The 14,884-nt window shown below is 61.2% G+C and carries 8 protein-coding genes; all 8 read right to left on the bottom strand.

The genetic code is table 11. The features are described from left to right. Window positions 1-1,607 (bottom strand): polyurethane esterase (locus FHL16_RS07000; protein WP_077747864.1); only part of this gene is annotated, 1,607 nt, incomplete at its 3' end. A gap of 96 nt (window positions 1,608-1,703) precedes the next feature. Then, on the bottom strand, window positions 1,704-3,392 hold the full coding sequence (locus tag FHL16_RS06995; RefSeq protein ID WP_077747863.1) for a polyurethane esterase: 1,689 nt from the start codon (window positions 3,390-3,392) through the stop codon (window positions 1,704-1,706). Between the two features lie 24 nt (window positions 3,393-3,416). Next, complete coding sequence (locus tag FHL16_RS06990) at window positions 3,417-6,488, bottom strand: autotransporter serine protease (protein WP_077747862.1); 3,072 nt, start codon at window positions 6,486-6,488, stop codon at window positions 3,417-3,419. Between the two features lie 215 nt (window positions 6,489-6,703). Continuing rightward, window positions 6,704-9,661 (bottom strand): autotransporter serine peptidase EprS, encoded by a 2,958-nt coding sequence (gene eprS, locus FHL16_RS06985; RefSeq protein ID WP_077747860.1) that lies wholly within the window; start codon window positions 9,659-9,661, stop codon window positions 6,704-6,706. Between the two features lie 72 nt (window positions 9,662-9,733). Beyond that, the gene (locus FHL16_RS06980; protein WP_042932057.1) at window positions 9,734-11,101 is read right to left on the bottom strand and encodes a TolC family outer membrane protein; all 1,368 of its coding nucleotides are present in this window, start codon (window positions 11,099-11,101) and stop codon (window positions 9,734-9,736) included. 2 nt (window positions 11,102-11,103) lie between these two features. After that, window positions 11,104-12,453, bottom strand: coding sequence for an HlyD family type I secretion periplasmic adaptor subunit (locus FHL16_RS06975; RefSeq protein WP_077747859.1), 1,350 nt, complete (start codon window positions 12,451-12,453; stop codon window positions 11,104-11,106). Continuing rightward, on the bottom strand, window positions 12,450-14,225 hold the full coding sequence (locus tag FHL16_RS06970; RefSeq protein ID WP_077747858.1) for a type I secretion system permease/ATPase: 1,776 nt from the start codon (window positions 14,223-14,225) through the stop codon (window positions 12,450-12,452). Before FHL16_RS06970 ends, FHL16_RS06975 begins: the two co-directional genes overlap by 4 nt. A gap of 173 nt (window positions 14,226-14,398) precedes the next feature. Then, window positions 14,399-14,824, bottom strand: coding sequence for an AprI/Inh family metalloprotease inhibitor (locus FHL16_RS06965; protein WP_077747857.1), 426 nt, complete (start codon window positions 14,822-14,824; stop codon window positions 14,399-14,401). Window positions 14,825-14,884 lie beyond the last annotated feature (60 nt).

Below are 14,884 nucleotides of genomic sequence, written 5' to 3'. Positions count from 1 at the left end.
ATGAGGTCATTCCCCGCCCCGCCCACAAACACATCGTTGCCCTGGCCGCCGATCAAATGATCGTTGCCGTCCAGACCGAACAACCAATCGCCCGTCGTATGCGCCTTGAGCGTATCGGCCCCCGTGCCGCCCTTCACCGATGACGCGTATGACGTCAGGTTGTTGCCGACGGCAAGTCCATTGGCCGTCACGCTGTGTGTCACATCATCCTTGAACAGCCCCCACAAGAACCCCGGTTCCTTGGTGACAATACTGCCGATGTCCCGGGTGATGCTGATACCGCCATTGGCATCACGAACATAGAGGGTGCCGGCGCCGTCATTGGCAAAGTCGACATTCTTCACCGACTGCTGCAAGTCCAGTACATTGTTGCCTTTGCCGCCCAGCAGGATGTTGTAGCCGCCGCCGTCACGGAAGGTGTCGTTACCGTCACGCCCCTCCAGATAGTCGTTACCCTTGCCACCCTGAATCAGGTCGTTGCCGTCGCTGCCAATGATGAAGGTACTGCCCTTGTGGGTTTCGGCGTTGCGATTGAGGTCCTGAACCCAGGTATTGGCGCGTGCCGGGTCCGAGAGATTGGCGACGACGATCGTCGAGTCCTTGCTGGTGAGGTCGTAGAACTTCGATTCGATCACCCGGTTCATGCCGTCGCCATAGGCGGTCGGCAAGTGCGAGATCCAGGTCGGGATGTTGAGGATGGAGAACGGCAGCACATTCCATGCGGTCGAGGCGTAGTGATCGTTGAAGCTGACGATGTTATCGGTCGCCGAGGCCTTGGCGGCATCGTGCACACCCACCGACGACAGGTTGAAGGATGAACCGTCGAGGGCCCGAAACACCGGGTCGTTTTCATAGCCGACATTGAGCACTTTGTCGGTGCTGCTCTGGGTCGGGGACGCGTAGGCGATGTAGTTGGAATCCTGGTAGAACCCGGACCACTTCTCCGCGCTCAAGTCCGCCAGGCTGTTGACCGCCAGCCCGCCGAGGCTGTGGCCGCTGACCAGCACGTTTTTTCCCGACAGGCCATTGGCCTGGGCAAACGCCATGACGTCGCCGAGCAGATTGCCGAAGGCTTCACCCACATAGTTTTTCGCATAATCCTTGGGACCTAGCGCCGCCAGCAGATCGTTGATCACGTCGCCGATGGAATCGCCGATCAAGATTTCCCGCGGGCCGCTGGTGCCGCGAAAGGCGATGCCGATTTCGCTGAGATGGCCTTGAGCATCGTACTTGCCGAGGATTTCGACCTGCGCGCTGGTGTACCCGGCCTTCTCGCCGAAGAACGTTCCGCGAGCGTCGACCTTGCCGTCATAACCCAGTTGCGAGGCCGTGATGGGCGTCCAGCCGGCTTTTTGCACGGCCTCCAGGGCGGCTTTTTCCGAATCGGGGTTCCAGGGAATGCCGGGGATCACGCCTTGAGAGTCGGTGCCGCCCAGCAGCGCGGTAACCAAAGTCGCCGGCAAGCCCAGGCCGAAGCCGTTGTGCTGGTAGCCGGTGGCAAAGCCATTGTCGAGGTTGTGATAGGAATACAGCGTGATCGCCATAGCGTCGGTGAATAACGCTTTGGAATCGGCTGTGCCGAAGTTTTTGTAGTCATACACACCCATTGGTATTGCCTCTCTTTTGTTGGAATTGTCAGAGATAGCTCACAACCAGGACGCCTCATTCACGAGGCGCCCCAGAGCATTTAGTGCATGCAGCCTTTACGCAAACGTGATGCCTGACGCCGACAGGCTGTCCAGTCCTACTCCCACCAGGGTGACGGCAAAATCGCCCACTTTCAGCACCGTGTCATGGCCCGACTGCGAAGCGTGTTGCTTGTAGTCATAACCCTGCCCCGCGCCCTGAACGCCGAGGAACACCAGCTTGTCGTTGCCTTGGTAGCCATTGATCGCGTCGAAACCGAAGGCGCCGCTGAACAGGAAAGTGTTGTGGCCTCCCGAGGCCTGCATCAGGTCGTTGCCCGCGCCACCGACGAAGGTCACCTGGCTTTTGTCGCTGCGCAGCAGGTCGTCGCCGGCATGACCGAACAACCAATCGCCGTCGACGCTGGCCGCCAGTGTGTTGCCGTAGGCGTCACCGTTGAGCGAGTGGTTGTAGTGGGTCAATTCACTGCCGTTGAGCAAGCCATTGGCGGTGACGCTGTAAGTCACCTCCTTGCTGCCCCACCATGAACCCGATTCCTTGCTCACAAGCGAACCGATGTCGCGGGTCATGCTGATGCCACCATAGGCATCGCGCACGTACAGGGTGCCGTCGCCGTCGTTGGCAAAACTGAAGTTCTGCAACGGCTTCTGCAATTCGAAGGTGTTGCTGCCCTTGCCGCCCAGCAGAAGGTTGTAGCCGCCGTCGTCGCGCAAGCGATCGTTACCGTCGCGGCCTTCGATGAAGTCATTGCCGGCACCGCCCTTGAGCAAATCGTCGCTGTCGGTGCCGATGATGAAGGTGCTGCCGGTGTGGGGTTCGCCGCTGCGTCCGAGGTCCTCGACCCAGGTGGTACCCCGAGACGACTCCGCCAGGTTGGAGACGATCAGCGTTGAGTCCTTGTCGGTGAGGTCGTAGAACCGCGAGTCGATCACCCGGTTCAAACCGTCGGCATAGCCCAACGAGCCATGGGCTGACCAGTTCAGCGGATTAAGGATGCTGAATGGCACCAGGTTCTGCGCGGTGGACGCGTACTGGTCGTTGAAGTTGACGATGTTGTTGGTCGCCGAATCCTGATGACCGTCGTGCTTGCCCAAGGACCCACTGCTGAACGTGGTGCTGTCGAGCACCCGGAACACCGGGTCGTTCTCGTAGCCGATGTTCAACACGTTGTTGCCGGTAGCGCTCTGGGTCGGTGAGGCGAACGCGATGTAATTGGCGTCCTTGTAGAAGCCGCCCCAGTTGTTGCCGCTCAACTCGGCGAGGCTGTTGACCCCCAACCCGCCGAGGCTATGGCCGCTGACCATGACATCCCTGGCGCTCAGGCCATGGGCGATGGAAAACGCGGCAACGTCCTTGAGCAAGTTGTCAAAGGCGTTTTTCGCGTAATTCGTCGCGTAATCCACCGGGCCGACGGCGGCCAGCAGGTTGTTCTTCATGTCGCCGAAGGTGTCGCTGTACCCCAGGCCTCCGGTGCCCCGGAAGGCAATGCCGATACCGATCAGCTTGCCCGCCGTGTCGTACTTGCCGAGCACTTCGGCTTCGGCGCTGGTGAAGCCGTCCTTCTCACCATAGAAAGTGCCCTGAGCACCGACCTTGCCTTGATAACCCAGTTGTTTGGCGCCAATCGGCGCCCACGCGGTGGTCGGCAGTGGCTGACCGGTTGGCGTGTACGCATACAGCGTCAGGGCGATGGCGTCGCTGTACAGCGCCTTGCCGTCAGCATTTTTGTAATCAAACAGTCCCATGTTGTTTGCTTCCTTTGCGTTAAATCAGAACTGCCAGTCGAGTGTCAGACCTACACCGTGGTCTTTCTCGTTGGAGCCCAGCAGTCCGTTGTAATCCAGGCTTACACGCACATCCTTGGCCACCGCCAGACCGGCGCGCGCACCAATGACGGCGGCGTTACGATCCAGGGACACGCTCTGCACGCTGAACCCGGTGTTGCCGTTGGCGAAGGCCAGGTGGTCTTCGGAACGGGTGCTGCTCAGGTTGTGCTGCCAGCCCAGGGTGCCGGACAGTTCCAGTTGCTGTTTGTCCGACAGGGCAATGGCTTTGCTCGCCCGCACACCGAGGGTCGAGAGCACGGCGTCGCGGCTGTCTTCGCCCCCCTTGAGCGCGGCGGCATCGCCTTTCTCGGTGAAGCTGTCGCGGTTGAGGTGCACGTAAGCCAGGTTGGCAAACGGTTCCAGGGCCAGCGGTTGCAGGTCCAGGCGATACGCGGCTTCGGTAAACAGCTGGGTGGTGGTCGCATCGCGTTTGGATTTCTGTTTGCCGCTGACGTCACCGAATTGCAGGTCACGTTTCACATCGATGCGATGCCAGCTATAAGCGCCGCCGACACTCAAGCGCAGTGCATCGATTTCATGGCCCAGGTAGGCGCCCAAGTGGTAGCTGTCGACCGAGGCCGACGAATGCGTGCCATCGCCCATGCTCAACGAGCTGTCGCTATACCCGGTGACGAAACCGAGCCGCGTATCTTCAGTGATCAGACCGTCGACACCGGCCAGCAAGCCGCCGATGGAGCTGGTGGAACTGGCGTTGTTATGCCCGCCGTCGCTCTTGCCCCAGGCGCCGAGGACTTTGACCCAGGCATTGCTGCGGTCATCGGTGGGTGCCGCGGCATCGAACAGATCACGCTCACGCAGGCGTTCGCCGACGGCATCGCGCAGGTAACGGCTGTCGTTGATCAGCAACGTGCCGATCGCCGGATGAATCTCACCGGACAGTTGCTGGAAGGCTTGTTGCGCGACGGCAGCGGTCGGCGACAGCAACAGGGTTTCATAGAGCGGATTGCCCGCGCCCAGTTGCTCGGCAGCGGCAGCCACGGCACGTTGGTTCGGGGTCTGGCCGATGCTGGCGAAGGACGCGGCGTTGCGCTCTACCGCCAGTTGGATGCCAGTAGCCGAGTAGTCGAGCGCGCCGCCGATGAACAGGTAGTTCGGCAGGACTGCGCCAAACCGCCCTTCGATGCCGCCAGCTGCTTGCAGGATGTTGTATTGATTGCCAAGCAGCGATTGCACGTCGCTGGTGGTCAGCAAGGTCGGGCTGTTTTCCAGGGACAGGCTGACAGTCGCGCCTTCGATCACTGCTTTACCGCCCGCGATGATCTGGTCGCTGCTGGTCGGCGACAACTCCACGGCGTAGGTCGAGCCCGGCTCGAACGTCACGTCACCCGCGACCTGCAAGGTGCCGATGGAATTGCCGGGGGCCACGGTGCCGCCGCTTTTCGCGGTCAATGCGCCGATGCGGCCGTTACCGCCGAGGATCCCGCTGTCGTTGACGGTGACCGCCGAGAGCAGCGAGCCGTTGATCGCCAATCGCCCCTGATTGACCAGCGTCGGGCCGGCGTAAGTGTTGGCGCCGGTCAGCACCAGCGTGCCGATGCCCTGCTTGGTCAGGCCGCCGTGGCCGGAAATGTCGTTGCGCCAGACGTCCCGGCCACACTGCACGTCATTACAGACGCGCTCGGTCGGTTTGCCCGCATCGATAATCGCGCCGATGCCGGGCAAGTCCGCGACAAACTGGCTGGTGCCGTAGGCGCCCTGGATGCGGAACTCCTCGGGTATGTCTTGCTCGGTGACCAACATCGCCGGGCCATCGATGCCTTTGCGCAGGTTGATCATGCCCCAACCATACAGCGCGTCGACACCCGGTGCGCCCATGTCGGTGGCCGTGGTGCGCAGCACGCTGGCGACCTGGGCGCCAGTCATGTAAGGGAAGCGTTCCATCAGCACCGCCACCGCGCCCGCGACGTGCGGCGCCGCCATGGAGGTGCCGTTTTTGTTGGCGTAGCCGATGGTCATGTTATCGGCATTGGTGCCGCCGATGACTGCGCTGAAGATCTTGCTGCCCGGTGCCGACACGCAGAAACTCGCGGTGTAGCCGCAACGCGACGAGAAGGTGCTGATGTTGTAGAGGTCCGGGCTGTTGAGGTCCGGGTTCTTCTGCAAGGCCGCGACGGTCATCCAGTTCGGTGCGATTTCGGGGACGAAATAACCGAGGCCTGCAATGGCGTCCGGGTTGTTGAGGTTGTAGTCGTTGCCGGCGGCGAAGATCGTCACGATGCCGCTGCGAGCGGCCGCGATCGCACCATCATAGGCACCGCCCTGGCGCGTGCCGAGGATGGGTTGGATCTGATTGAATTGCAGTTGCGCGTCCTGCACGGTGAAGTGCGGATACGCCGGGTCGCGGCCGCCCAGGTCGAAGCGATCGGTGATGCCGATGCCCCAGCTGTTGTTGATGATCCGCGCCCCGCTGGCGATCAATGCATCCCAACCGGCCTTGTACACCGCGCCGTCGTTGCCGAGGATGATCCCGTCTTCGGGGCCCGGGTCGCCGTTGTCGGCACTGATGATTTGCGCGTTGTACGCCACCCCGTGCATTGGATTGCCGTCACGGCTGCCCGCCGCGATCCCGCCGACGTGAGTGCCGTGGGAGCCGAGCTTGCCGTCGTAGCCGACCGAGGGCGAACCGTCATACACAAACGCATCGCCGGCTTTGACCGGGATGTACGGGTCGGTGTATTCGCGGATACCGCGGGTGACCAGCGTGACGACCTTGTTGGCACCGGAAAACTCCGGATGCTGGGCGTAAACCGGTTGATCGAAGATCCCCAGTTTCACACCTTTGCCGCTGTAACCGGCGGCGTAGGCATCCTGGGCATTGATGCCGCCCAGGCCCCAGTCAGCGTTGAACTCAGCGCTACGCCAACTGTTGGGATCGCCTGCTTTGCCGCTTTCCACGTAGGGCACCGCTTGTGCGGTGCCTACTGAAGCCAGCGCACAAAGCAGGGCTCGGTTGAGTGCTTTCAAGGCGAATAAGTTGTTGTTCTTAACTTTCATACAGCGACCATCCTTAGTTGTCTTGCCAAAATCCCTGTGGCGAGGGGGCTTGTCGGAACGCCGCATCGTCCCGTTCGGCTGCGCAGCAGTCGCGAACCCGGCTGATGCGTTTTGTCTGCCAAATCACCGCTGCCTGTTTTGGGGCGGCTTCGCCACCCAGCGGGAGCAAGCTCCCTCGCCACATTTAATGTTTGCCACGTTTTTTGTTCGTGTTTTTAAAACTGCCAATTGAGGCTCAGCCCTACGCCATGACTCTTCTCGCGGCTGGCCAGTTGGCCGGTGTAATCGAGGTTCACGCGAATGTCCCGGCTCAGGGCCAGGCTGGCATGCGCGCCTACCAGCGCCGCGTCACGCACCATTGGTGCCCCTTCCACCGAGAACGCCGTGCTGCCGCTGGCAAATGCCAGATGTTCTTCAGCATCGGTATTACTCAGGTTGTGCTGCCAGCCGAGACTGCCGCTCAGGTCTAGTTGCTGCTGGCCGGACAGGTTCACCGTTTTCAATGCGCGCACGCCCAGGGTGCTGAGCACCGCATCCCGCGTGCCGCCAGTGCTTTTCAGTGCAGCGCCATCACCTTTCTCGGTGAAACCCTCGGTGTCGAGGTGCACGTAGGCCAGGTTGGCGAAGGGTTCGAGCGCGAGCGGTTGCAGATTCAGGCGATACGCCGCTTCACCGAACACTTGAGTGGTGCCGGCATCGACCTTGGCTTTCTGCTTCGCGCTGATGTCGCCGTATTGCAGGTCACGTTTGACGTCGGCACGATGCCAGCTGTAGGCACCGCCGGCACTCAGGCGCCAGGCACCGACTTCGCGGCCGGCGTATGCACCCAAGTGATAGCTGTCGACCTTGGCTGATGAATGCGTGCCCGAGCCCATGCTCACCGAACTGTCGCTGTAACCCGTGACCAGGCCGATCCGGGTTTGCTCGTCGATCGCGCCATCGACACCGGCAAGCAAGCCGCCGATCGAGGTGGTGTAACCGGCGGTGTCATGGCGGTCATCGGTCTTGCCCCAGGCCCCAAGCGCCTTGATCCAGCCATTGCTTTGCGCGCCTTTGGCGTCAACCATTCGCTCACCGATTGCATCGCGCAAGTATCGACTGTCGTTGATCAGCACCGAACCCAACGCCGGGTAGATTTCCCCCGACAACTGCTGGAACGCCTGCTGTGCGGACGTCGCGGTGGGCGACAGCAACAGGCTTTCGTACACCGCATTCCCCGCCCCAAGCCCTTCCACCGCGGAAGCGACAGCGCGTTGGTTCGGCGTCTGGCCGACGCTGGCGAACGTCGTGTCGTTACGCTCCACGCTCAGTTGAATACCGGTGGCGGCGTAATCGAGGCTGCCGCCGATGAACAGATAGTTGGGCAACACCGCACCGAACTGACCTTGAATGCCGCCGGCCGCTTGCAGGATGTTGTATTGCTGACCGAGCAGGCTTTGCACTTGTTGAGTGCTGAGCAAGGTCGGGCTGTTTTCCAGTGACAGACTGACCGTCGCACCGCTGACCGTGGCCGTGCCGCTCGCAACGATCCGGTCGCTGTCGGTCGGCGACAGCTCCACCGCGTAGGTCGAGCCGGGTGCAAACGTGACGTCGCCGGCGACCTGCAAGGTGCCAATGGAATTGCCCGGCGCGACGGTAGCGCCGCGATTGGCCGTCAGATCCCCGACTCGTCCTGAACCGCCCAGCGTGCCGCCGTCATTGACGGTCACACTGGATGCCAACGAACCGTTGACCGACAGCAGGCCGCCATTGACCGTGGTTGGCCCGCGATAGCTATTGTCACCGGTCAGCATCAAGCGTCCGGCTCCTGACTTGATCAGGCTGCCTTCGTAGACCCGAGTGGTGGCGGCAAGATCGCGGGCCATGCCGACGGCGTAATCCGTCTGATCCTGCTGACTGGCACCGGCCTGTACGCCATTCTCCCAGCCCTTGGTCCTCAACGTCTGTTGCCAGGCACTGCGTTCGGCCGCGTCTTCACTCTGCCGCTGGATCAGCGCGTTGTCCGAGATGTCGTTGCTCCAGACATCGCTCTGCCCTGCCCCCAGATTGGCGTCGAAGCGCCCGAGCAATTGCCCCGGCCCGTGCATCGCCCGTTCGAGGTTGGCCACGCCCCAGCCGACGCGGGTATTGGGCGCCTGGGTGACGGAACCGTCGAGTTGGGTGGCGGTGGTCAACAGGGTTTCCAGCGCCTGCTGGTTGGTCATGTACGGATAGCGTTCCATCACCAGCGCCAGCGCGCCGGTGGCATGCGGCGCGGACATGGACGTGCCGGACTTGATCGCATAACCGGCGTCGGGAATGGTGCTGTCGATCTTCGCACCGGGGGTGGTGATGCACCAATACTTGGCGATTCCGCACTGGTTGTACTTTTGCTGGTTACTTTGATCCAACCCCGACACGGCCAGCCAGTGGCCTTCCAGGTCCGGCTGGAAGTAAGGCAAGGCCGAACGCACGCTGGCATTGGGGTAACCGCTGTTGCCGGCGCTGAACACATTGATCACACCGCGACGGGAAACGTCAGCCGCCGCATCGAGCCAGGTGCCTTTGTTCCAGTGCTGGGCGTAGGCGGCGTGCAGATCGTCGAGGGTGCGATAGCTGACGTCCGGTGGCTGGCTGCCCCAACTGTTATTGATCGCCCGCACACCGGCGTCGGCCAAGGCGTTATAGACCGCTTTGAAGTAGCGCGGATCCGGATTGGGGCCGAACAGAAAACTGTCGTTCTTGTTGGTATTGCCGACGTAGACCTGCGCGTTGTACGCCACACCGTGCATGCCGGTGCCATCGCGGGAGGCGCCAATGGTGCCGGCGACGTGGGTGCCGTGAGAGTCGTTGTTGGCGTTGAGGGTGCCGTCGACATTGAACAGTGAGCCGTCGACGTAGCTGCCGCTGGCCAGCACCGCGTGGTAACGGTCGGTGGCGAATTCGGGATGGGCTGCATCGAAGCCTGAATCGAGTTCGCCGATTTTCACACCCTTGCCGGTGATGCCAGCGGCGTAGGCCTGGTCGGCCTGCATGCGGGCCAGTCCCCAGTCCCGCTGAAATTCCACCGAGCGCCAACTGGCCGCATCGCCCAGGGTGCCGTTTTCCTGATAAAGCGCCTGGGCCGAGCCTGGCGCTACTGAAATCCAGAGCAATAACGTGCCGACCGACATCGGCTTGATCTGTACGTCCATGTCAACTTCTCGCTTTTTTGGCGTTTTTAGAATTCTGGTTGCCCACTTGGGGCTGCAACGCAACAGCTCAAATCATTGAGATCTCGGGCCTTGACCGAATGCCTCGTCCACCTTGGCCAGATCCTGCTCATTCAAGGTCCCGGCGTAGTAATGCAACTTGGTCCAGGCCATCAGGTAGTCGTACCTTGCCTGAGCCAAATCCCGGCGGGTGGTAAATAGTTGTTGTTCGGCATTCAACGCATCCAGGTTCACCCGCTCACCGCCCAGGATGCTTTGCTTGGTCGAAACCACCAGCGCTTCCGCCGATTTCAGGGCTTTCTGATAAGCGCGCAACTTGTTCACCCCCGACAGGCAGGCACTGAATTGCCGACGCAGCTCGATCAGGGTTTCACGGGTCTTGCCGTCCAGTTCGTACTCGGCCTGTTCCATGGTACGGCTGGCCTGACGGGTCGACGCCGACACCCCGCCGCCGGCGTACAACGGCACGCTGACTTCAATGCCGATGGTGTTGGTGTCGTAACGCTGGTTGTAGGTATTGCCGCTTTCCGATTCGTTCTGGCGCACCGAAGCGTAGGCACTGACTTTCGGCAGGTGTCCGGCGCGGTTGCGTTCGACTTCATACCGCGCGACTTCCACCGCCTGACGCTGGGAGGCCAGGTTCGGGTTGTTGGCCACGGCCATCTCGTGCCAGGTGTCGTAGTTGGCCGGCAGCAGGCTGAAGGTCTGGAAGTTCTGGTCCAGCGGCGCCAGATCGGTGATGTCGACGGCCGGCACGCCAATCAGCGCGCCCAGTTCGCGCAAGGACGCGTCCTGCTCGTTGCGTGCCTCGATTTCCTCGGCGGTCGCCAGTTCGTAGCGAGACTCGGCCTCAAGAATATCGGTGCGCGTGCCCTCGCCCTGGCGGAACATCTGCTCGTTCTGCTGGAACTGCTGTTCGAAGGCCTTCTTCTTCGCCAGCGCGATGTCGATCTGATCCTGGGCGAACAGCGCATTGGTGTAGTTTTCCAGCACACGAACCAGCAATTCCTGGCTCTTGCCGCGGAAGGCTTCGTCGGCAAACAGCGACTGCGCCACACCTTTGCGATACCCCGCGTAGGCTTCGTAGTCGAGCAACGGCTGTTGCAGGGTCAGGTTCGAGCCGTAGCTGCCGTAGTTGCGGTCCTCAGTGAAGTCCGGCCGACCTTCATTGATTTGGGTGACCTTGGAGGTGTTGCGTCCCTTGTTGTAGGTGTAACCGAGCCTGGGCAACAACCCGGCCCGGCCTATGATGCGGTTTTCAAGGCCGGCATCGCGTTCCTTCATGGCGCCAAGGAATACCGGGTCATTGCGCAACGCTTGCTCGTAGATATCGAAAGGCCCCATGGCGGCCATCGCACCGTTGCACGTCAGCAACGCCAGGGTGGCTGTGAGCATTGAAAGCTTATTCATACAGCCGAACATCCTTATTCCTCGGTCAACGCGGAGCCTGCCCGGTCGAGCAGCGGTTTGAACAGATAGTTGAGGAGTGAACGCTCACCGGTGCGCACGAACATTTCCGCCGGCATGCCGGGCTTGATCACCAGACCGTTGAGTTTTTCCATGGCCTGATCGCTGACGCTGCTGCGCAGCACGTAGTACGGCGCGCCGGTTTTCTCGTCGACTATCTGGTCGGCGGAAATCAGGCTGACTTCGCCGGGTACGCGCGGTGTACGGCTCTGGTTGAACGCGGTGAACAGAATGTCCACCGGCAAGTGGGTGCCGACCTTGTCGATCAGGTTGATCGGCAAGTGCCCTTCCACTTCCAGGCGGGTGCCTTGCGGCACGATCTCCAGCAAGGTGTCGCCCTGGCGGACCACCGCACCTTCGGTGTGAACCCCAAGGTTGACCGCGATGCCGTCGGCGGTGGCGATGATCTCGCTGTGTTGCAGATCAAACCCGGCGGAAGTCAGCTGCTCTTCCAGGGTCACGCTTTTGAGTTGCGCGTCGGCCAGTTGCGTGCGGACTTCTTTCTGGTATTCCTCGATGTGCTGTTGCAGCTTCAGGCGCGACTCGAGGATGCCCTGCTCGACCCGGCCGCTTTCGCCGCTGTTTTCCGCCAATTGCTGCTGCACCTGCGACAGCTGCCGCTGGAACTCCATCAAGCGATTGCGCGGAATGTAGCCGTTGTCTGCCAGGGGCTGAAGGTTACTCAGTTGTTGCTGCAAGGAGCTGGCCTGAGCCGAAAGGTCGGTACGCGCGCGGCGCATGCCGGCCAATTGCGCGCTGGCGCCTTCGATGCTGGCGCGCAGACCCGCCTGCTCGCGGGAAAACGCTTCGCGGCGGCTGCTGAACAATTGCCGCTGGCCTTCGAGGACCAGCGCCAGGCGTGGGTCGGGATCGTTGCTCAGTTCCGCGGGGAAATTCACCTGCTTGAGGTTGTCCCGCTCGCTCTGCCAACGCGCCAGGCTGGCCCAGGCCATGCGGTATTGCGCTTGCAGCGATTGCACATCGGCCGCGACCTGGGTCTGGTCGAGCTGGAACAGCGGTTGGCCCTGCTTTACCACCTGGCCTTCGCTCACCAGGATCCGGCTGACCACGCCGTTGCTCATCGATTGCACGGCCTTGCGCTTGCCCGAGACCACGACTGTGCCTTGCACCGGGATTCCTTGGTCGAGCGGCGCGAGGCTGGCCCAGGTGAAGAAACTGCCAGCACCGACGATCGCCAGAATCCAGCCCATGCGGGAGAAGAAACGAGCATCACGCTCAGGGCGTTCGGCGATGTAATCGTGTTCCATCGTCGCTTCGTTTTCAGTGTTCATGCGAGCGCTGGTCATACACCCGAATTCCTTGTCGTAGGCTGATACTGGCGACTCATGCTGAGCCCGCCCGGTGCTTGCGCCGGTTTTTCACGTTGCTGTTCCTGGGCGCCGGAGAGTGCCTTGAGCACTTCCTGGCTGGGGCCAAAGGCCTGTAAACGACCGTCGTTGAGCACCAGCAACTTGTCAGCCTGAGCCAGCGCCGAGGAACGATGGGTCACCAGAATCACGCTGGTGCCCTGAGCCTTCATTTGCGCGATGGCGCCGGCCAGCGCCGCTTCGCCCACGGTGTCGAGGTTGGAATTGGGTTCATCGAGCACCACCAGGCTTGGCTTGCCGTACAGCGCGCGGGCCAACGCCACCCGTTGCTTCTGGCCGCCAGACAAGCCACTGCCGTCCTCGCCCAGCACCGTGTCGTAGCCCTGCGGCATGCGCAGGATCAGTTCATGGACGCCCGCCTGTTGCGCCGCTTCGACGACTTTTTGCGGATCCGCTTCGCGAAACCGGGCGATGTTTTCCGCGATGCTGCCGCTGAACAATTCGATGTCCTGGGGCAAGTAACCGATATAGGGACCCAGATCGTCGCGGTTCCAGCGATGGATGTCCGCGCCATCAAGCCGCACCGTGCCGCCGAGGGTTGGCCAGACGCCAACCAGCACCCGGGCCAGGGTCGACTTGCCGGAGCCGGAGGCGCCGAGTACGCCCAACACTTCGCCGGCACTCAGGCTGAAATTGACCATGTGCAGGGTCGCCGCGCGTTGCCCCGGAGGGCCGGCGCTGACTTGTTCGAAGGTGATCTGCCCCTTCGGCGCCGGCAGCGCCATGGCTTCATCACTCGGTGGAAAGGCTTGCAGAAGCGAATCAAGACGACGATAAGCGAGCTTGGCGCCGCTCCACTGTTTCCACACCGCGATCAGCTGATCGATGGGGCTCAGGACACGGCCCATCAGAATGGAACCGGCGATCATCATTCCGGCGGTCATATCGCCCTTGATCACCAGTAACGCGCCGAGGCCCAGGACCAGGGATTGCAGGCACAGCCGCAAGGTTTTGCTCAGGGAGCTGATGATGGCGCCTGTGTCGCTGGCCTGATTTTGCAGGCCGAGAAAACGCGAATGCACTTGGAACCAGCGCTTGCGCAACACGCCGAGCATGCCCATCGCCTGGATGGTTTCGGCATTGTGCAGATGACTGGTGGCCAGTTGGCTGGACTTCTGGGAAAACCCGGCGGCTTCGCCCAAGGGCTTTTTTGTCATTGCCTCGTTCAGGCACGCGAGGCCGATGAGCACCACCGCGCCCACGGTCGCGAACACTCCGAGCCAGACGTTGAACAGGTAGATCACGAAGAGGTAGACCGGAAACCACGGCGCGTCGAAGAAGGCAAACAGCGCAGGACCGGTGACGAATTGGCGAATGTGGGTCAGATCGCCAAGGGACTGACCGGCGTTGCCCTCGCCCTTGAGCAGGTTGCGCTCGAACGCGGCCTGATACACCCGCAGGTTGAAACGGCGCTCCAGCTGGCTGCCGATGCGGATGACGATGAAGCTGCGCACGATCTCAAGCAACCCGATGAAGGCGAAAAATCCGACCACCATCAGCGACAACATGGCCAGGGTGGTTTCGTTTTGCGAAGACAACACGCGGTCGTAGACCTGGAGCATGTAAATCGACGGGACCAGCATCAGCACATTAATTAACGCGGTAAAACAACCTACGCTGATCAGGATGCTTTTATAGTCGCCCAGTGCCTTGAATAACGGTGCGGTGGCCGGGCTCATTGCCATCTTCATGGTTTCTTCCTGAGGTGTTATTCCTCGTCATGCCTGACGAAGTTTCCATTAACTGTCCGCGCAGAGGCAGATATAGGTTTGGCGCATCAGCGCTTACAAACCAATAACAACTTTTATTCTGGTTTGGTGCTTATAACGATAAAGACCGTCGCTCTTTCGCCGTTGCCTTTTAATTACTGCGTCTGGCGCACAAGTGTTATGACCAGCGCGGATTTCAATGTGGCTTTATAAGCGCCATCACGTTGACGGCTGAGAAATAGAATCTTCGAACCTTCGTTGCCGGTGATCGCAATGCCGTCCGGTTCCGGGAACCAACCGGTAGCGGTTTTGCCATCCAGCCAGGCGCTAAGGCAGCTGGCGCCCTCACCCAATGTCTGGGTTTGCTGAAAGTCGATGACGCACACGTTGGACGGTTTGTCTTGCAACGCCCGGGACTCTGGCGAGTCATCTTTGGCGCTGAGAGTCGCCTGCCATTTGCCGGCCAGTTCCGACGGATCCGCTAATTTCAGGCTGCTTGACATGGCTGTCTCTCCAAAAAAAATCATCAACGTCGCCAGGAGCCACGCGGTTGTAAGGTTGGTAAAGGCTTTATGAGCCATAGGTTGTTGTACTCCGGCTGCGGTCTTTGGCACAGAGGGCGGCGCATCGGCGCCACCCTC

This window comes from Pseudomonas sp. FSL W5-0299 (assembly GCF_005930655.1).
GTDB lineage: Bacteria > Pseudomonadota > Gammaproteobacteria > Pseudomonadales > Pseudomonadaceae > Aquipseudomonas > Aquipseudomonas mandelii.
This window is presented reverse-complemented; position numbering and strand designations above follow the sequence as displayed.

What these genes read in the sequence shown, in the direction of transcription:
- FHL16_RS06975 (WP_077747859.1), bottom strand. Translation starts at nt 12,453, where the DNA reads ATGACCAGCGCTCGCATGAACACTGAAAACGAAGCGACGATGGAACAC.
- FHL16_RS06990 (WP_077747862.1), bottom strand. Translation starts at nt 6,488, where the DNA reads ATGAAAGTTAAGAACAACAACTTATTCGCCTTGAAAGCACTCAACCGA.
- FHL16_RS06995 (WP_077747863.1), bottom strand. Translation starts at nt 3,392, where the DNA reads ATGGGACTGTTTGATTACAAAAATGCTGACGGCAAGGCGCTGTACAGC.
- FHL16_RS06980 (WP_042932057.1), bottom strand. Translation starts at nt 11,101, where the DNA reads ATGTTCGGCTGTATGAATAAGCTTTCAATGCTCACAGCCACCCTGGCG.
- FHL16_RS06965 (WP_077747857.1), bottom strand. Translation starts at nt 14,824, where the DNA reads ATGGCTCATAAAGCCTTTACCAACCTTACAACCGCGTGGCTCCTGGCG.
- FHL16_RS06970 (WP_077747858.1), bottom strand. Translation starts at nt 14,225, where the DNA reads ATGAAGATGGCAATGAGCCCGGCCACCGCACCGTTATTCAAGGCACTG.
- eprS (WP_077747860.1), bottom strand. Translation starts at nt 9,661, where the DNA reads ATGGACGTACAGATCAAGCCGATGTCGGTCGGCACGTTATTGCTCTGG.